Genomic DNA, 18231 nt, shown 5'->3' with positions numbered 1-18231 from the left:
AACCACCCAGCAAGTCCTCAGACAACCTGACAGGTGAACCTCGTGTCGTCGCTCGGCCCGCTCAGCCCAAGCCCTCTGGTCGAACAGGCCACGCGCCATCTGCGCGACCGGATCACCGAGGGGCACTGGCCGGTCGGCACGAAGCTCCCCGCCGAGACCACGCTCGCCAAGACGCTCGGGGTGGGCCGCTCGACCGTGCGCGAGGCGGTGCGTACGCTCGCCACGCTCGGCCTGCTCCGGTCACGCCAGGGCGCCGGCGTCTTCGTCATCGCCGGCCACGAGGCGCTGGAGTGGCCGGTCCGGCTGCGCAGGGCCGAGGTCACCGACGTCTACGAGGTCCGCATGCTGATCGAGGTCCAGGCCGCCCGGCTCGCCGCGCTGCGCCGCACCGACGAGGACCTGATCGCTCTGGACGCGGCGCTCACGGCACGGCGGGAGGCGGGCTCCGGGCCGGACGACGCGGCCTTCGTGGACGCCGACATCGCCCTGCACCGGACCGTGGTGGCCGCCGCCCACAACCCCGTACTCAACGATCTCTTCGCCGAGTTCGCGCCGGCCCTGCGGCAGGCCCTGATCGACCTGGTGGACCTGCTCGGCCTGCGCCGGGGCGACCCCCACCACGGCGAGGCGCAGCACCGGGCCCTGGTCACCGCGGTGGTGGCGGGCGACGCCGAGTCGGCGGGCCGGGCGGCCCAGGAGGAGCTGCGGCACACCCTGGACCGCCTGCGCGCGGCCTGAGCCGATCCGGGCCTCCCGTCCGGACCGGGCTCGGCTCGCGTGCCCGGGACAGCCCTTAGGCGGCGCCCGCCCCGGCCCCCGAGTCGCGCCACTCCTGCGCGTACTCGTCGAAGATCGCCCGCAGATGGTGGCCGATCTTCAGATAGTCCAGGTCGTCGAGATTGGCCAGGGAGACCCGCACCGACCACTCCGGACCGTCGAAGCCGCCCCCGTTCAGCAGCACCACGGACGTCTGCTCGGCCAGCCGGAACAGCGGGTCGACGGGCTCGTAGTTCTGCTCCAGATAGTCGGCGAACTCCTTGCCCAGGGTGCGCTCCGCCTCGGCCAGCAGGTCCAGTTCGATGTAGTAGGACGCCCGCTTGGGGTCCTCGGAGATCTTCATGTGCGCGCCCTCCAGCAGGAGTTCCAGGCGCTGGCGCACGATGCCGCGGATCCGGTTCTTGTACTCCTGGCCCTCGTCCAGCATGTCGAAGAGGGAGAAGAGCGTCATCATCACCTGCTGGGGCAGCGACAGGCCCGCCGTGTGGTTGAGCGCGACCTGCCGGGAGTCCGCGACCAGCCGGTCGATGAACCGCATCCGCTCCGGCTCCAGGGACAGCGTTCCGTACCGCTTGGCCAGGCGCGCCTTGTCCTCGGCGTTCTGCGCCCCCAGCATGTCGTCGATCACGTTGTCGTCGTGCAGCCCGATGACACCGAGCCGCCACCCGGTGGCCCCGTAGTGCTTGGAGTAGGAGTACACGAGCAGGGAGTTGCGCGGCAGTTCGGCGGCGAGGGAGCGGAAGCCCTCGACGAAGGTCCCGTACACGTCGTCCGTCACCACGATCAGATCCGGGTTCTTCTCGGCGACGATGCCCACGATCTGCTCGGCTACCTTCGGCGCGAGCGCGAGGGACGGCGGGTTGCTCGGGTTGACGCAGCAGACCATCCGGACCGAGGGGTCGGCCAGCTTGGCGATCTCCTCCGGCGGATAGCGCCACTGCCGCACCCCGGTCTCGGTGAACAGGTTCGCCTCCACGTGCACGACGTCGAAGCCGTACGTGTCCAGCTCGGGGATCTCCAGGTACGGGGTGAACACCGGCACCATCAGGGCGATCCGGTCACCCTTGTGCAGGATGCCGTTCTTCATCAGCGAGTCGAAGATGTAGCACATCGCGGCGGTGCCGCCCTCGGTCGCGAACAGGCTGAGGTTCTGCCCCTCCGGCGGCCGGTGGTCGAACATCTCGTCGGCCACGTACCCGCGCACGACCTGCTCGACATGCGGCAGGATCCGGCCCGGCACCGGGTAGTTGTCCCCGATCGACGAGTCCGCGAGCTCATGGACGAACGCGTCGGGCACGAAGCCGAACCGTTTCACCGCCAGGTCGACGCACGCCTGGAGCAGCTCGATCCCGGGCAGCTCCGGATGCGTACGGACGAAGTGGGCGAAGCGGTCCGCGCAGCCCGCCTCCTCCGGCATCCCGCCCAGGTTGTCCGCCGTCCAGACCCTGCGGGACTCGGCGATCGCGAAGTAGCCGAGTGCGTGGTACGCCTCCCGGGGACCGGTGGCGACCCAGTTCGGGTTGCCCCGGCCCGCGTTCAGCATGGTCCGGATCGTCTTCCCCTTCTGGCCGGGTTTGTCGCTCTGTTCGGACTGCGCGATGCTGATGAACCTGTCCTTCAGCTCGAACGGACTGAGCTGGGCGAACGACCGGATCTCGGTACGGCTGAGGCTGGCCTTGGGCATGTCTGCGCTCCCGCGGTTCAGTGGTTGAGGATGACGATGACGGCGCCCCACACGGTCAGCAGCACATTGCCGACGGCGTACGGGATCGTGTATCCGAGCGTGGGGATCTGGGACTTGGAGGTCTCGTTGATGGCGCCGATCGCGGCCGTGGTCGTCTGGCCGCCGGCCAGGACCCCCATCAGGATCGGGAACCTGATCTTCTGGATGTAGTGGCCCACCAGGAACCCGACGAGCAGCGGGACGACGGTGGCGACGGCCCCCAGGAGCAGCAGCCCCCACCCCGCCGACGACAGCCCGCTCGTGAAGCTGGGACCGGCGTTGATGCCGACCACCGCGACGAACATGCACAGGCCGAGGGTGTCCATGAACCACTGGGCTCCCGGCGGCACGTTCCCGTACGTCGGGTACTTGCCCCGGATCCAGCCGAAGACCAGACCCATGATGAGCCCGCCGCCCGAGGTGGAGAGCGAGATCGGCACCCCGCCCGCCGTCAGCGCCGGAATGCCGATGCAGCCGCCGAGGAAGATGCCGAGGCCCACCCAGACCATGTCGGTCGCGAAGCTCGTCGGCACGGGCTTGCCGAGCTCCTTGCCGGCCGGTCCGACCAGCCGCTCGGGGCCGGTCAGCACCAGGGTGTCGCCGCGCTCCACCGGTGTGGAGAGCCGGAAGGGGAACTCGGCACCGGCCCGGTAGATCTTCTCGATGTAGACGCCGGCCATGAAGGGCTCACGGCGCAGTTCCTCCACCGTCCGGCCCAGCTGGGCCTTCTCGGACGCCACCACGTGCAGACTCTCGGTCCGGTACCCGAGCAGCGCCACATCGTCCGCCTCCGGACCGACGTGCGTACGGGCGTCGAACTCCACCAGGTCGTGGCGGAGCGCGCTGACGGCGATGGTGTCACCGTCCCGCAGCACCAGGGACTGCTGCTGCGGAAGGACGGTCCCCTCCCGTCTGACCTGGGTGATGTAGACACGGCGGCCGAGCGACCGCTGCTGGGCCTCGAAGTCGGCGATGCTGCGGCCGACGAGGTCGTGGCGCTCGACCTTGTAGGCGCGCAGCACGGTCTCGTAGTAGCCCTCGCCCTCGTCCGGGTTCTCGTCCGGGGCGTCGAGTTCGGCGGCCAGTTCCGCGCTCTCCTTCGCCAGGTCCTTCCGGTAGAGCCGGGGCAGCACGTTGGCGAGGAGCATCGCGCACAGGATGGTGCCGAGCGGGTAGGTGACCGCGTAGCCGACCGCGACCAGGTTCTGTTCGGACTTCACCTGGGCGGAGGAGAGGCCGGGCAGGGTCGAGATGGCGTCCTGGGCGACACCGATGGCGGCGGACTGGGTGAGCGCCCCGCTCATCAGCCCGGCGCCGAGCCCGGGGCCGTAACCGAGGATGACGGCGAAGAGCCAGGAGACCAGCAGGCCGGTCACACAGACCACGACCGCGTTGACGACCTGCGGGAGCCCGTCCTTGCGCAGCCCCCGGAAGAACTGCGGACCGACGCGGTAGCCGAGCGCGAACAGGAACATGATGAAGAAGAGGTTCTTCACCGTGCCGTCGATCTGGACCCCGAACTGGGCGCCCAGCACCAGTCCGGCGACCAGACAGCCGGTCACCGCGCCGAGCGCGATCGCCTTGTAGCGGACCTTCCCCAGCAGGAATCCCAGTGCTACGACCAGGAAGACCAGCAGCTCCGGATGGGGCTCGAAGATGTTGCGGTTGAGGAAATCGATCATTCAGGCTCCCAGGACGCCGACGAGGACGGGACCGGTCAGTGGCAGCAGGAAGTTCGAGAGCGCGTACGTGATCGTGTAACCGAGCAACGGTACGGTGCTCTGGGCCACCTGGGTGATGGAGGTGATCGCCGGGGTCGAGCACTGCTGGCCCGCGATGGCGCCGATCAGCAGCGGCTTGTCGATGTGGAGCAGCTTGACGCCGACGATCAGGGAGATGGTGGCGGGGATCAGCACCATGGCGATCCCGGCGAACGGCAGCAGCGCGCCGTACTCCTTGAGCAGCGGCCACGCCTGCGGTCCGGCGGTCAGCCCGGTGCAGGCGATGAAGACGGCCAGACCCAGGTCCTTCAGGGTGTTCGCGGCCTGCGGGGGGAACGCCCCGAAGGTCTGCTTGCGGGAGCGGAACCAGCCGAGGACGAGCCCGGAGACCAGACAGCCGCCACCGGTGCCCAGCGACAGCGGGATGTCGCCGACGCGGACCACGATCTGGCCGAGCAGCGAGCCCAGCACGATGCCGAGCCCCAGGTAGATGAAGTCCGTCGCGTCGTTCTTCACGACCGCGCCGATCTTCGCGACGAGCTTGTTCAGACCGGAGCGGGCGCCGACCAGGGTCAGTACGTCACCGCGCTCCACCGTGGTCTCGGCCGAGGCCGGCAGATGCTGGTCGTTGCGCAGCACATCGGTGATGTACACGCCGTCCCGGCGGAACTCGGGATGCGCGTGCTCCAGCTGGGCGATGGTGGAGCCGGCCGTGGCCTTCTCGGTCACCGCCACCTGACGGGTGGCCAGCGGGGTGTCGAGACCGGGCACCGAGGGGGTCTCCGGGCCGATCTCCCGGCCCGCCTCGATGATCCCGCGCCGCCGGCCCACCAGCTGGACCAGATCGCTCAGCGTCAGTTCCAGGTCGGGGGAGGGGTCCAGCAGCACACTGCCGCGTTTGACGCCCTCCACCGTGACGGTGCCGCCCAGGGAGGCCTCCAGCTCGCCGATGCGGCGGCCGTCCGCCAGGGTCACCAGGAACGTGCGGCCGACCGTCCCGGGCAGCGCCTCGCGCTCGTCGGACTCCAGGCCGCGCACGCCGCCGCGCATCTTCTCCCAGAGTTCGCGCGAGGCGTCGGCCAGGTTGATGCGCAGCAGCATCGGCATGATCTGGCTGGTGTACAGCACGATCGTGACCAGGCCGAAGAGGTAGCAGACGGTGTACGCGGTGGCCACATGGCCCTGGTACTGGGTGATCTGGGCGGCGGTCAGGTCGTCGAGCTTGCCGATGGCCTCGGTGGCCGTACCGACGACGGCGGACTCGGTGGCCGCGCCCGCCAGGATGCCCGAGGCCGTCCCCACGTCGAGGTCGAACGCCTTGGCGATGCCGAAGGCGATGCCGAGCACACAGACGAGTTCGATCAGGCAGAGAGCGAAGAAGCGCAGGCTCTTGCGGTTGAGGTTGGCGAAGAACTGAGGCCCGGCCAGATAGCCGAGCGAGAAGATGAACAGGGCGAAGAAGACCGTCTTGACGTCGTCGTCGACGCTGACGTGCCGGGTCCCGATCAGCAGCGACACGATCAGCGTGCCGCAGATGCCGCCGAGGGTGATGGGGCCGACGCGGATCTTCCCCACGAGGTAACCCAGGGACAGGCAGAGGAAGAGCGCGAGTTCGGGATGGTCGCGGACTACTCCCATCGGCCGTCACCCGCTCAGAGTGACAGAAGTGATCATTCCGTACATAGGTGAGAAATTAGCAGAGGGTGGGGTGGGCGGCATGTCCGGTTCGTCTTCCGCCGCGCTGGGTGTCAACGGCTCCCGTGCGGCGCGGTGTTCCGGTCATCGGGTGGGCCGCTGTTTCGGCCACCGTCCGGCACTCGGGTTCGGGGAAAGAACGCGGGGGTGGGTCCAGGCGGCGCCTGGGCAGGAGGTCCCGTTCACCTTCCGGACGGCGCTGTCGGGGAAATCGGGGGGAGCGGGGGGTGTTTCCGTGGGTTGCCCGAAAACCGCCTCGCTCGGGTCAACTTCCCGGAGTGGGGCGCAAGATCCACTCCCAACACCGCTTCCACCTGCGGAAATGCGGGAATCCTTCCGTCCGATTCGCAAGGGTGTCCGCTTTGGCAAGCCTTCGGCCGGACACGGTCTCGTGACTTGCAGGACACGCTCGCGCAACGGAAGCGTCTTCAACTCTTGACACCCACCCCTCCCAGGCAGCAACCTTCCGACATCGGCGCATGGGAGCGCTCCCACATCGCAAGAGGATTTCTCGTGCGAACGGCACTGCCCGTGTCCTCCCCCCTGAACCATTCGGCACCCGCACCCACCAGTGCGTTTGCCGCGCAGTGAGCCAGTCCCACCTTGGAACAAGGAGTAGTGGAATGCGTAGCACCCGCACCGTTGCCGGTCGCAGCCGCAGAGTCGCGGTTCTGGCCACCACGGGCCTGACAGCCACGGCCCTGTTGCTGACCGGCTGCAGCAGCGACTCGGACGACTCGGACAGCACGGGCGCCGACGCGAACGGGAAGATCACGCTGACCGTCGCCGACTTCGGGCAGTTCGGCTACAAGGAAGCCGGCCTCTTCGAGAAGTACCACGAGCTGAACCCGAACATCACGGTGAAGGAAGACACCACCGCCGATGAGAAGGTCTACTACCCCAAGCTGCTCCAGCAGCTGAACTCGGGCAGCGGTCTGGCCGACGTCCAGGGGCTTGAGGTCGGGCGCATCAAGGAGCTCGTCGACACCAAGGCGGACCAGTTCGCCGACCTGAGCAAGGTCATCGACACCAGCGAGTGGGTGTCCTGGAAGGAGAAGCAGGCCACCACCGCCGACGGCAAGGTGATCGGCGCGGGCACCGACATCGGCCCGATGTCGCTCTGCTACAACACGGAGCTCTTCAAGAAGGCCGGCCTGCCGACCGACCGCAAGGAAGTCGCCGCGAAGATCGCCGGTGGCTGGGAGGACTACCTCAAGCTCGGTGAGGAGTTCAAGAAGAAGGCGCCCGAGGGCACCTACTTCATGGACTCCGCCAGCGCCATGTACAACGCCGTCGTCAGCTCGAACGCCGAGCAGTACTACGACGCGAGCGGCAAGGCGATCTACAAGGACAGCGCCAGCGTCAAGCAGGGCTGGAACCTGGCGGCCGAGGCCGCGGACAAGAAGCTGACCCAGGGCCTCGCGCAGTTCAGCGACCCGTGGAAGGCCGCGCTGCGCAAGAGCACCATGGCCACCGTGGTCTGCCCCGCCTGGATGGCCGGTCAGATCTCCGTCGCCGCCGGTGACGGCAACAAGGGCAAGTGGGACATCACCACCGCTCCGGGTTCGACGGCCGCCAACTGGGGTGGCTCCTTCCTCGGTGTCCCGAAGGCCGGCAAGAACGTCGAGGAGGCCGGCAAGCTCGTCAAGTGGCTGACCGCCCCCGAGCAGCAGGCCGCAGTCTTCAAGGCGATCGGCAGCTTCCCGTCCAACAAGGGCGCGTACGAGCTGGCCGACGTGAAGAGCGCCAAGCTCCCGTACTTCAACGACGCGCCGATCGGTGAGCTGTACGCCGACGAGGCCAAGTCCATCCCCGAGACGATCCTCGGCCCGAAGGACGCGGCCATCAAGGACACCATCTCCACCCAGATCAACAACATGGAGCAGCGCGGTACCAAGCCCGACGAGGCATGGGACGCGGCGACCGAGGCGATCGACAAGGTGATCGGCTGACGCTCGCGGCAGCGGGCGGCCTCCGGGCCGCCCGCGCCTGCGTGCCCCCACCACCCATGGGGCACCGGGCCGAGGAACGGTAAGCCCCGCGGAGGGCTTGCACGAGGCGACCGGGGTATCTCCCGGCCGCCCCGTGGAAGCCCACCGCATGCGCTTGTCGCCGACGGCCCCGGCCCATCCGGCCCGGCCCCGTACCCGGGTATCCAAGCAATCCAGGGAAGGACTCCCGCCCGTGGCCACCTCGACTCCCACCCGGGACGCATACGCCCCGCCACCCCAGAAGAAGCCGGCCGAAGCGAGCCGGCAGAAGTGGCGGAGCCGCCTCTGGCGGTTCGACGACAAGGCATCGCCCTACGCCTACATAGCCCCGTTCTTCCTCGTCTTCGGTGCCTTCGGGCTCTATCCGCTGATCTACACCGGCTGGATCGCCCTGCACCGGGTCGAGATGACCGGCCTGGACCAGATGGAATGGGTCGGCTGGGACAACTTCGACAAGATCCTGCACGACTCCGAGTTCTGGACCGCCGTCACCAACACCTTCCTGATCGGTGTCATGTCGACGGTTCCGCAGCTGCTGGTCGCACTCGGCCTGGCGCACCTGCTGAACTACAAGCTCCGCGCCAGCACCTTCTGGCGGACGATCATCCTCACCCCGTACGCCACCTCGGTGGCCTCCGCCGCCCTCGTCTTCGCCCTGGTCTTCCGGGCCGACGGCGGTCTGCTGAACTGGGCGCTGGAGTTCGTCGGCCTCGGTGACACCAACTGGGCCAACGGGCACTGGACCTCCAAGATCGCCATCTCCGTGATCGTGATCTGGCGCTGGACCGGCTACAACACCCTGATCTACCTGGCCGCGATGCAGGCCGTGCCGTCCGACCTGTACGAGGCCGCCTCGCTCGACGGCGCCTCGCGCTGGCAGCAGTTCCTCAAGGTGACCATCCCGTCGCTGCGGCCCACCATCCTGTTCACGATCGTCATCTCGACGATCGGTTCCATGCAGCTGTTCGGTGAGCCGCTGCTGCTGGAGGGCGGCACCCTCGGCGCGACCGGCGGCAACGAGAATCAGTACGAGACCCTCAGCGTCTACCTCTACAACTACGGCTGGAACCTGGGGCATCTCGGTCCGGCCGCCGCAGTGGCCTGGGCGATGCTCGCCCTCCTGCTGATCATTGCCGCGGTCAACTGGCTCATCGGCCGCTTCGTACGCAAATCCGCGGTCTGACCGGGAGCGATATCCATGACCATCACCAGCCCCACCAAAGCCCCGGGGACCGTCCTCCCGGCGCGCAGCGCGCATCGTGCGCCGAAGCGTCCCAGCCGCTTCAAGCCCGGTGCCGGGCAGCAGCTGAAGGGCGGCCCGTTCGCCTACATCGCGCTGACCGTCGTCGGCATCGGCTCGCTGCTGCCGCTGTACTGGACCCTGGTGGCCGCGTCCCACACCCAGGACGAAGTACTGGCCTCCACCCCGCCGTTCCTGCCCGGCGGGCGGCTGTTCCACAACCTCGAAGCCGCCTGGACCCAGGCCCACCTGGGCAAGGCGATCGTCAACAGCTTCATCGTCTCGGGCTGCATCACCGCGGCGACGCTGTTCTTCTGCACCCTGGCCGGCTACGCCTTCGCCAAGATGCGCTTCCGGGGACGGGGCGCGCTGATGACCGGGGTCATCGCGACCCTGACCATCCCGCCGCAGCTCAGCGTCGTCCCGCTGTTCATGATGATGTCCGACCTCGGCTGGGGCGGAAGCCTGGAGTCGGTGATCTTCCCGACGCTGGTGAGCGCGTTCGGCGTGTTCTTCATGCGGCAGTACCTGATCGAGGCGCTCCCGTACGAGCTGATCGAGGCCGGCAAGATCGACGGCGCGAGCAACTTCCGTATTGTGCGAAGCATCGTGCTCCCGGTGGCCCGCCCCGCGATGATGGTGCTGGGCATGCTCACCTTCGTCCAGGCCTGGAACGACTTCTTCTGGCCCTACCTCGCACTGAATCAGGAGAACCCCACCCTTCAGGTCGCCCTCGGCCAGCTGAAGGCGTCCTACACCCCCGACGAGAGCATCGTGATGGCCGGCGCGCTGATCAGCACGCTGCCGCTGCTCGTGGTGTTCGTCGTCTTCGGCAAGCAGATCGTCGGCGGGATCATGTCCGGCGCCGTCAAGGGCTGACATTCCCCCGGTCACCTCCTCCCGGAACTCCCGTGCAGCCCGTACCTGACCGCGGGTTGTACGGGTTCCGGAGTTCCACCTCTTTCCCGCCCCTGTCCGTCCACACCTGGGAGCGCTCCCGCATGACTGCCGTACGACCCGACATCGCCCCGAAGCGGGCGCCCGAGGCAACGCAATTCCCGACGGGCTTCGTCTGGGGGGCGGCGACCGCCGCCTACCAGGTCGAGGGCGCCGCTGCCGAGGACGGCCGCACCCCCTCCATCTGGGACACCTTCAGCCGGACACCGGGCAAGGTCCGCAACGGCGACACCGGCGACATCGCCGCCGACCACTACCACCGCTTCCGCGACGACGTGGCGCTGATGAAGCAGCTGGGGCTGAAGGCCTACCGCTTCTCCATCTCCTGGTCCCGCGTGCAGCCCACCGGCCGAGGACCCGCCGTCGAGCGCGGCCTGGACTTCTACCGCAAGCTCGTCGACGAGCTGCTCGAGGCCGGCATCGCGCCCGTCGCCACCCTCTACCACTGGGACCTGCCCCAGGAGCTGGAGGACGCCGGCGGCTGGCCCCAGCGGGTCACCACCGACCGCTTCACCGACTACGCCGCGATCATGGCAGGCGCCCTCGGTGACCGGGTCGCGACCTGGACCACCTTCAACGAGCCGTGGTGCTCGGCCTTCCTCGGATACGGCTCCGGTGTGCACGCTCCCGGCCGCACCGAGCCCGCCTCCGCCCTGCGGGCGGCCCATCACCTCAACCTCGCCCATGGCCGGGCGATCGAGGTTCTGCGCGATCAACTCCCCGCTGGTGCGCAGACCTCGGTCACCCTCAACCTCCACCAGGTCCGCCCGCTGACCGCGAGCGCGGCCGACGCCGACGCCGCCCGCCGGATCGACGCGGTCGGCAACCGGATCTTCACCGGCCCGATGCTGCGCGGCGAGTACCCGGAGGACCTGCTCACCGACACCGCGCACCTGGTGGACTGGTCGAAGCTGGTGCAGGACGGCGACCTGGCCGCCATCTCGCGTCCGGTCGATGTCCTGGGCATCAACTACTACACGCCGACGCTGGTCTCCACGCCCGAGAAGGGCGAAACCGGTTCCGGCAACGATGTCCACGGCGCGAGCGACCACTCCCCGTGGCCCGGCTCCGAGCATGTCGCCTTCCACCTCGCCGAGGGGAAGGAGCGCACCGCGATGGACTGGTCGATCGACCCCAACGGGCTCTACAACCTGCTGATGGACGTCACCCGCGACCACCCCGGCCTGCCGCTGATGGTCACCGAGAACGGCGCCGCCTTCGACGACTACGTCTCGCCCGAGGGCCGCGTGGAGGACCCCGAGCGGATCGCCTATCTGCACGGCCACCTCGACGCCGTGCAGCGGGCGGTGGCCGACGGAGCGGACGTACGCGGCTACTTCCTGTGGTCGCTGATGGACAACTTCGAGTGGGCGTACGGCTATTCGAAGCGCTTCGGCACCGTGTACGTCGACTACGCCTCCCAGCGCCGCATTCCCAAGTCGAGCGCCTACTGGTACTCCGACGTGATCCGCCGTCACGCCCTGCCGTCGGCGGACCTTTCCTGACCCAGCCCGCCCGGCGGACTCCGCCGGCCGCACCACCGCACCACCGCTGAGACCCGGCCCCGTGCCGGGTCTCAGCCGTTTCCCCGGCCGTTTTCCCGCCCCGGCGCCACGACCTGCGGAACCGGCTTGACCACGCGCGTAGAGTGGGAGCGCTCCCACGGGCTGGCGTGGGAGCGGCCGACCGGTCCCGTTGAGTGTCAAGGGATCCAACACCAGGACTTGGTTTGGTTATCCGACTGTGAGAAATTGACCGCGAACGGGAGGCAGCCATGGCGGCAGCGCGAGTACGGAGCGGGGGCCGGCCCACGCTCGAAGAGGTGGCGGCACGGGCGGGGGTGGGGCGCGGTACGGCCTCACGGGTCATCAACGGCTCACCTCGGGTCAGCGCGCACACACGGGAGGCGGTGGAGGCCGCCGTCGCCGAGCTCGGGTACGTACCCAACCGCGCGGCCCGTGCCCTGGCCGGGAACCGGACGGACGCCGTCGCGCTCGTCGTGCCCGAGTCCGAGAGCCGCTTCTTCACGGAGCCCTACTTCTCCGACATCGTCCGAGGGGTGGGTGCCGCCCTCGCCGACACCGAGATGCAGCTGCTGCTCACCCTCGTCGGCAGTGACCGTGAACGCCGAAGACTCGCTCAGTACCTCACCGCGCACCGTGTCGACGGCGTGCTGCTGGTCTCCGTGCACGCCGACGACCCGCTGCCCGATCTGCTGGAACAGCTCGGCATGCCCGCCGTCATGAACGGCCGCAGGTCGGCGGCCGAGTCGCTCCCCTCGGTCGACTCCGACAACTTCGAGGGCGCCCGGGGCGCCGTCGAGCACCTGATCTCACGGGGCCGCCGTTCCATCGCCACCATCACCGGGCGGCTGGACGTCTTCGCGGCCCAGCGCCGCCTCGACGGCTACCGCAAGGCCCTCTCCGACGCGGGCCACGAGCCCGACGAGCGGCTGATCGCCCCGGCCGACTTCTCCGAGGAGGGCGGCGTCCGGGCCATGCGCGAACTGCTCGCCCGCCGCCCGGACGTGGACGCGGTCTTCGCCGCGTCCGACCTGATGGCGGCGGGCGCCCGCCAGGTTCTGCGCGAGGCCGGCCGCCGCATCCCGGAGGACGTGGCCCTCGTCGGCTTCGACGACTCGTCCGTGGCCCGCCACATGGAGCCGGCCCTGACCAGCGTGCGCCAGCCGATCGAGGAGATGGGCCGCGTGATGACCCGGGTACTCCTGGACGAGATCGCCGGCGAGAACACGGAACGCCCCCAGATCGTGCTGCCGACGGAACTGGTGGTGCGGGACTCGTCGTGAGGCGTACGGGCGCCGGCCGGAGGCGTATCCGGAGGATCACGTGCGCCGTGCGATGCCGGGGTGGACGAGGGCCTGGCCGGAGGCCGGGCAGCGGGCGGCGCGAAGCCTGGGGGACGACCTCCATTCCGGCCGGGGGGGCCGAACGCGGCAGGGACCTCGCCGACCTGGACGCGGCAGATCTCGCCCTCCTCCTGCTCGTAGCCCGAACGGGCGGGCGCCTGGGCGAGCGGGACACCCGGCGCCCTTTGCGCGAACCGGCTCGCCGACACCGTTCTGCCGCAGGAGTCCGGCGGGGCGCACCTGGCGGTCGGGCGCCGGGCGTCGGCGCGGGCGTGCGCCCCGCCACACGTCAGTGGGGGTCCGGGGCGGCGTCCTCGGTGGTGGTGAGCAGTGCGGTGATCTCCTGGGCGAGCTCGGGGCCGAGTGCGCCCCAGCCGTCCTTGTAGCCGTAGACGCTCGCCAGGCTCCGGGCGTCGTAGTCGCCGTTCATGATCTCGATGTCGCCGGTGGTGATGAGCGCCGGGTGGGCGACTCCGACGGCGGCCGAGACCTTCAGCAGCTCCTTGCGCAGCGTGCGCAGGTAGAGAGCGGCCCGCGTGGCCTTCGAGGGCGCGTCGATGCCGCGTGCGAGCCATGGGTCCTGGGTGGCGATGCCGGTGGGGCACTTGTCGGTGTGGCATTTCTGCGCCTGGATGCAGCCGATGGACAGCATCGCCTCGCGGGCGACGTTGATCATGTCGACCCCCAGGGCGAACGCGACGACGGCGTTCTCGGGCAGGCCGAGCTTGCCGGAGCCGATGAAGGTGATGTCGTCCGTCAGACCGCGCTCGGCGAACGCGGCGTAGACGCGGGAGAACCCCATCCGGAACGGCAGCGACACCGAGTCGGAGAAGATGAGGGGGGCCGCCCCGGTGCCGCCCTCGCCGCCGTCGACGGTCACGAAGTCGACCCCGCGGTCGCCGCGCGCCATCAGCGTGGCCAGCTCCTCCCAGAAGCTCATCTCGCCCACGGCGCTCTTGATCCCGACCGGCAGGCCGGTCTCGGTGGCGATCAGCTCGACGAAGTCGAGCATCGAGTCGACGTCGTGGAACGTGGTGTGACGGGACGGCGAGGCGCAGTCCTCGCCGGCCGGGATGCCCCGGATCCCGGCGATCTCGGGGGTCACCTTCGCCCCCGGCAGCAGCCCGCCGAGGCCCGGCTTCGCGCCCTGCGAGAGCTTGATCTCTATCGCCTTCACCGGGGCGCCCGCGACCACGTCCTTGAGCTTGTCGAGGCTGAAGGAGCCGTCCTCGTCGCGGCAGCCGAAGTACGACGTCCCGATCTGCAGGATGAGGTCGCCGCCACTGCGGTGGTACGGAGAGAGGCCGCCCTCGCCCGTGTTCTGCATCGCGCCGGCCAGCGCCGCGCCCTTGTTGAGCGCCGTGACGGCCGCGCCGGACAGTGATCCGAAGCTCATCGCCGAGATGTTCACGACGCTCGCCGGCCGGAACGCCTTGGCGCGCCTGCGCGGGCCGCCCAGGACCTTGGCCGAGGGCAGCGGGCTCTGCGGGTCGTGCAGGTCGGGCAACGCGTCGGCGAACGTCCGCTGCTTCACGTACGCGTGCCCCTGTATGTGCTCGACGTCCATGTCGGTCCCGAAGCCGAAGTAGTTGTTCTCCTCCTTGGCGGACGCGTAGATCCAGGTGCGCTGGTCGCGGCTGAACGGGCGCTCCTCCTCGTTGGACGTCACGACGTACTGCCGCAGCTCCGGTCCGATCTTCTCCAGCAGGTACCGGGCGTGACCGACCACGGGGAAGTTCCTCAGCAGCGCGTGCTTCTTCTGGACGAGGTCGCGGGCCGCCACCAGCGCCAGTGCCGCTGCGGCGGCCGTACCGATACTCCGGGCGCGCATGAACGTTCCTCTCGTCGACTGCTCGAACGCCACACGATGCCAGAGCCCTCGTAGCGGGGCGGACCCGGCAGGGTGAGTGGGAGGGAGAGGAACGGAGGCCCGGAGCCACGGGCCGCACACATGAAGAAGGGCCGATCCGCTTTCGCGAATCGGCCTTTGATCATTCAGGGGGAGTAACGGGACTCGAACCTGTTTCGCATTCCGATCGTGACCTGCGGCATTGCTGGGAAAGCGGACGAATGGGGGCAGATGTATGACGCGGCGTGCGCTGGTGTGACGCTGTCCGCGATTCGGTTTGGCCATGGCCAAACGCCCCGTCCTGCAGGCCCAGGTGGCGCTGAAGGTGAGCGACGAATCTTCTGACCGCGCCTCTCTGGGCGAGCGGCGAACGCGGACAGCGCAACGGCCCCGGAGAGCTTCCGGGGCCGTTGGTGAGGGGCGGAGGGCAGCGTCAGGACACACTTCGCGCAGGCCGAGGTCGATGCGGGCGAGCGCAACGGGCTGACCAGCAGTGAGCGTGAGGAGCTGGCCGCGTTGCGGCGGGAGAACCGCAGGCTGCGTGAGGATGTCGACGTCCTCAAGCGGGCCACAGCTTTCTTCGCGAAGGAGACCCGGTGACGGTGCACCCGTTCATCGAGGCGGAGAAGCGTGCAGGTCACAGCGTCAAGCGGGCGTGTGAGCTGATGAAGGTCTCCCGGACCGCCTTCTATGCCCGTCGCTCGGGTCTGCCCGGTCCTCGTGCGGTGCGGGATGCCGAGCTGACCAAGCAGATCACCCAGATTCATGCGAGATCGCGCGGGACCTATGGGGCGCCGCGGGTGCATGCCGTGCTCCTGCGCGGGGGTGCCGGGTGCGGCCGTCGTCGTGTCGCACGACTGATGCGGGCCGCCGGGCTGCAGGGCCGGCACCGCCGACGCCGGCAGGTGACCACGATCCCTGATCCCCGGGCTGCCTTCCGTCCCGACCTCATCGTCCGGGACTTCCAGCCCGACCGCACCGGGCTCGATGCCCGCTGATGCGGCGACATCACGTATGTCCCGACGGAGGAGGGCTGGCTCTATCTGGCCACGGTCATCGACATCGCCTCCCGGCGCGTGGTCGGCTGGGCAACCGCCGATCACCTGCGGACCGAGCTGGTTGCCGAGGCGCTGACAGCCGCCTGCCGGCAGCGTCGCCCCACCCACCCCGTGATCTTCCACTCGGACAGAGGCTGCCAATACACCAGCCAGCAATTCGCCGCCCTGGCAGCCCGGTTCGAGGTCGGCTGTCGGTCGGCCGCACCGGCCAGTGCTGGGACAACGCGCTCGCAGAGTCGTTCTTCTCAACCATCAAACGCGAACTGCTCGGCACCTCCGCCTGGCCCAGCCGGGCCGCAGCCCGCACCGCGATCTTCGACTTCATCGAAGGCTGGTACAACTTGCACCGACTGCACAGCAGCCTCGGCTACCTCAGCCCCGCCGAGTACGAGACCGCACTCGCAGCCTGACCACCACACCAATGGTGTCCGTCAAAGCGGAGCAAGCTCACCCGCGCCTTCCGCCACCTCGACGGACGCCCCGTCACCGACGAGGAACAGGTTTTCGTCGATGACGCCACCATCGAAGAACTCCAGGCCGTCGGTGTCCACGTGCATAACCCCGAGGCCGGAGCCGAGGCCGAAGCAGCCACACACGAGATGGCCGAGCTTCTGTTCACGTACGTCATCCCGCACCGTGAAGCCCTTATCCCCTTCATGACCCACGAGGACTTGCTCGCGTACGGTCGGTTGGAGACCGTCGTCGCTGGGGGCGCTCACCGCCTCCGCTCGAACAAGGACCGAGCGCACAGGCACCGCGCCCCTGCAGAAACGGCGGCCGGTGGTCGAGAGCCTTCCCCGACCACCGGCCGTGCTCCACCGTTCGGTCCGAGCCCCGACAACGGCGATGCGCCGCGCCCCCCCCGCACGTACTTCTGTGGCCCAAGGCCGCTCAGGAAGGCAGGGCCGCGTCGAGGTAGTCCTGCACCGGCTCGAAGAGGCCGTACGGCACGTACTTCGGGATCTCGCCATGGGCGACCCAAGCCAGTTCGGCCAGCTCCTCGGTATCCGCGACGTGGGCCGTGCCGTCCAGTACCCCGCATGCGGTGTACGACATCAGCCGGCCCGTCTTCGGGTGGACGCGCTCGCCGAGGAGCTTCACGGCCGCCACGATCAGCCCGGTTTCTTCCTGGGTCTCCCGTACAGCTGCGTCCTCGCGGGCCTCGCCGGGCTCGACCTCTCCAGCCGGGAACTGCCAGGACAGCTGTCCTTCGCTGACTCGGCGGCGCACCATCAGCACGCGGCCCTCTTTCACGACGATCGCGGCAGCGATGCCCGGGCGCTCGGCCGTGCTCTGGTTCGTCATGTCTGCTCCTCCAGGACGGCCAGGATGGGTGGGAAGATCGTATCGACGGGGATGAAGCGAGGCACCGCGTTTCTGGGGACCCACATGACGTCGATGTTCTCGGCCGCGTCGCTGTTCGTGGCCTCGCCGGCCAGGTACTCGCAGAGGAAGTACTCGCACAGCACGCCGGTCACGGGGTGAAGGCGGTTCCCGAGGCGCTGCCGGACCGCGCAGTGGACACCCGTCTCGTCCAAGGTCTCCCGCACAGTGGTGGTCTCCGGCTTGCCTCCCGGCTTGATGACGCCGGCCGGGAACTGCCACGTGATTCCAGCGGCGTCGTCGTCCCGCCGGCACACCAGGAGGACATCGCTGTCGCGGACGACCACCGCGATGGCTACCCGTAGCGCTTGCGCGCCTGGCGGTGTCGAGTCCGCTGGGGTCTGTTCCTTCGCCAGCAGGAGCGCGAAGCGCTGTCGAACAGTCTCCGGAGCCTGCTCGTGGGCCGTATCGAGGAGTTGCTGCATCTCCCTGCGAGGCACGACGGACGCGTCGGAGTGCCAGGCGGCCACGGTCCTCACGGCGATACCCAGGCGCGCGGCGAACTGTTCGTTGCCGAGCCGCAGGGCGGACTGCAGCAGACAGGCGTAACGGCCGTTCCAGCGCTCGATCACGTCCACAAAGCTCCCCCACGTCGCCGCTCCGGTGCAGGAACCTGCGCGCCGAAAGTGCACTCCCACTGCACTGGCGCTTCATGGTCGCGCTGCAGAAGCCCCGGAAGAATCGTAGACACCAGGGGCCAAGGAATGACGCCTCCGAAGGCTCAGGCCCTGGGCGGCTCATAAGAGGCGCCAAAGCGCCAGACGACCACAAGGGGATTCTAGGTGCGTACTCCCGGCGGATAGCAGAGACAGGGAAGTTGGCTGAATCGGACCTGATGTTCGGCTGGTCGTCGGTTCTCCCACCCACGTTTGCCCGGCCGGGGCATTTGCCCGTACGCCCGAACCGCTCTGTCAGCGCCGGTAATCTCAGCCAGTGACGGCTGATCATCCGTCATGTGTGGTTGTTAGCAA

At 68.9% G+C, this 18231-nt stretch carries 15 protein-coding genes and 1 pseudogene; 9 read left to right on the top strand and 7 right to left on the bottom strand.

Translation table 11 applies throughout. The annotated features are described in order from the left end of the window. Positions 1–33 precede the first annotated feature (33 nt). The gene (locus tag ACZ4LX_RS17750) at positions 34–738 is read left to right on the top strand and encodes a FadR/GntR family transcriptional regulator (protein WP_467644778.1); all 705 of its coding nucleotides are present in this window, start codon (positions 34–36) and stop codon (positions 736–738) included. A gap of 55 nt (positions 739–793) precedes the next feature. Here the strand turns inward: ACZ4LX_RS17750 and ACZ4LX_RS17745 are convergent, their stop codons facing one another. From ACZ4LX_RS17745 to aspT (ACZ4LX_RS17735), 3 genes are read right to left on the bottom strand one after another with little or no spacing between them, the layout of a single operon-like run. After that, positions 794–2461, bottom strand: coding sequence for a bifunctional aspartate transaminase/aspartate 4-decarboxylase (locus tag ACZ4LX_RS17745; RefSeq protein WP_467644780.1), 1668 nt, complete (start codon positions 2459–2461; stop codon positions 794–796). A 17-nt stretch (positions 2462–2478) separates the two neighbouring features. After that, on the bottom strand, positions 2479–4182 hold the full coding sequence (gene aspT / locus ACZ4LX_RS17740; protein ID WP_467644782.1) for an aspartate-alanine antiporter: 1704 nt from the start codon (positions 4180–4182) through the stop codon (positions 2479–2481). Next, the gene (gene aspT / locus ACZ4LX_RS17735; protein WP_467644785.1) at positions 4183–5859 is read right to left on the bottom strand and encodes an aspartate-alanine antiporter; all 1677 of its coding nucleotides are present in this window, start codon (positions 5857–5859) and stop codon (positions 4183–4185) included. A 680-nt stretch (positions 5860–6539) separates the two neighbouring features. Here aspT (ACZ4LX_RS17735) and ACZ4LX_RS17730 point away from each other — a divergent pair. The 5 genes from ACZ4LX_RS17730 to ACZ4LX_RS17710 all read left to right on the top strand — a co-directional run bounded on the left by ACZ4LX_RS17730 (position 6540) and on the right by ACZ4LX_RS17710 (position 12910). Further along, entirely contained in the window at positions 6540–7868 is a 1329-nt protein-coding gene (locus tag ACZ4LX_RS17730) for an ABC transporter substrate-binding protein (protein ID WP_467644788.1), read from the top strand. Positions 7869–8100: 232 nt separating this feature from the next. After that, positions 8101–9090 carry a carbohydrate ABC transporter permease gene (locus ACZ4LX_RS17725; RefSeq protein ID WP_467644791.1) on the top strand — a complete coding sequence of 330 codons (990 nt, stop codon included), beginning with the start codon at positions 8101–8103 and terminating at the stop codon, positions 9088–9090. Positions 9091–9105: 15 nt separating this feature from the next. Continuing rightward, positions 9106–10026 (top strand): carbohydrate ABC transporter permease, encoded by a 921-nt coding sequence (locus ACZ4LX_RS17720; RefSeq protein ID WP_467644796.1) that lies wholly within the window; start codon positions 9106–9108, stop codon positions 10024–10026. A gap of 122 nt (positions 10027–10148) precedes the next feature. Further along, the gene (locus ACZ4LX_RS17715; protein WP_467644798.1) at positions 10149–11609 is read left to right on the top strand and encodes a GH1 family beta-glucosidase; all 1461 of its coding nucleotides are present in this window, start codon (positions 10149–10151) and stop codon (positions 11607–11609) included. A gap of 269 nt (positions 11610–11878) precedes the next feature. Then, the gene (locus tag ACZ4LX_RS17710; protein ID WP_467644803.1) at positions 11879–12910 is read left to right on the top strand and encodes a LacI family DNA-binding transcriptional regulator; all 1032 of its coding nucleotides are present in this window, start codon (positions 11879–11881) and stop codon (positions 12908–12910) included. Positions 12911–13259: 349 nt separating this feature from the next. Here ACZ4LX_RS17710 and ACZ4LX_RS17705 read toward each other — a convergent pair whose 3' ends face one another. Beyond that, on the bottom strand, positions 13260–14801 hold the full coding sequence (locus tag ACZ4LX_RS17705) for an FMN-binding glutamate synthase family protein (protein ID WP_467644806.1): 1542 nt from the start codon (positions 14799–14801) through the stop codon (positions 13260–13262). A gap of 614 nt (positions 14802–15415) precedes the next feature. On the opposite strand from ACZ4LX_RS17705, the gene ACZ4LX_RS17700 reads away from it, so the two are divergent. From ACZ4LX_RS17700 to ACZ4LX_RS17690, 3 genes and pseudogenes are all read left to right on the top strand, one after another. Further along, positions 15416–15817, top strand: a complete 402-nt coding sequence (locus tag ACZ4LX_RS17700; RefSeq protein WP_467644808.1) for an IS3 family transposase — start codon at positions 15416–15418, stop codon at positions 15815–15817. 9 nt (positions 15818–15826) lie between these two features. Further along, positions 15827–16066 (top strand): annotated as a pseudogene (locus tag ACZ4LX_RS17695) (transposase); the annotation flags it as partial. After that, positions 15961–16287 carry a transposase gene (locus ACZ4LX_RS17690; protein ID WP_467721215.1) on the top strand — a complete coding sequence of 109 codons (327 nt, stop codon included), beginning with the start codon at positions 15961–15963 and terminating at the stop codon, positions 16285–16287. The pseudogene ACZ4LX_RS17695 and the gene ACZ4LX_RS17690, both read left to right, overlap by 106 nt. 21 nt (positions 16288–16308) lie before the next feature. Here the strand turns inward: ACZ4LX_RS17690 and ACZ4LX_RS17685 are convergent, their stop codons facing one another. The 3 genes from ACZ4LX_RS17685 to ACZ4LX_RS17675 all read right to left on the bottom strand — a co-directional run bounded on the left by ACZ4LX_RS17685 (position 16309) and on the right by ACZ4LX_RS17675 (position 17838). Continuing rightward, on the bottom strand, positions 16309–16596 hold the full coding sequence (locus ACZ4LX_RS17685) for a hypothetical protein (RefSeq protein ID WP_467644812.1): 288 nt from the start codon (positions 16594–16596) through the stop codon (positions 16309–16311). Positions 16597–16768: 172 nt separating this feature from the next. After that, positions 16769–17182 carry an NUDIX hydrolase gene (locus tag ACZ4LX_RS17680; protein ID WP_467644816.1) on the bottom strand — a complete coding sequence of 138 codons (414 nt, stop codon included), beginning with the start codon at positions 17180–17182 and terminating at the stop codon, positions 16769–16771. Then, positions 17179–17838 carry an NUDIX hydrolase gene (locus ACZ4LX_RS17675; protein ID WP_467644820.1) on the bottom strand — a complete coding sequence of 220 codons (660 nt, stop codon included), beginning with the start codon at positions 17836–17838 and terminating at the stop codon, positions 17179–17181. The genes ACZ4LX_RS17680 and ACZ4LX_RS17675 overlap by 4 nt, the downstream gene beginning before the upstream one ends. Between the last annotated feature and the right edge of the window lie 393 nt (positions 17839–18231).

This window comes from Streptomyces sp. NPDC026062, assembly GCF_055568375.1.
This window is presented reverse-complemented; position numbering and strand designations above follow the sequence as displayed.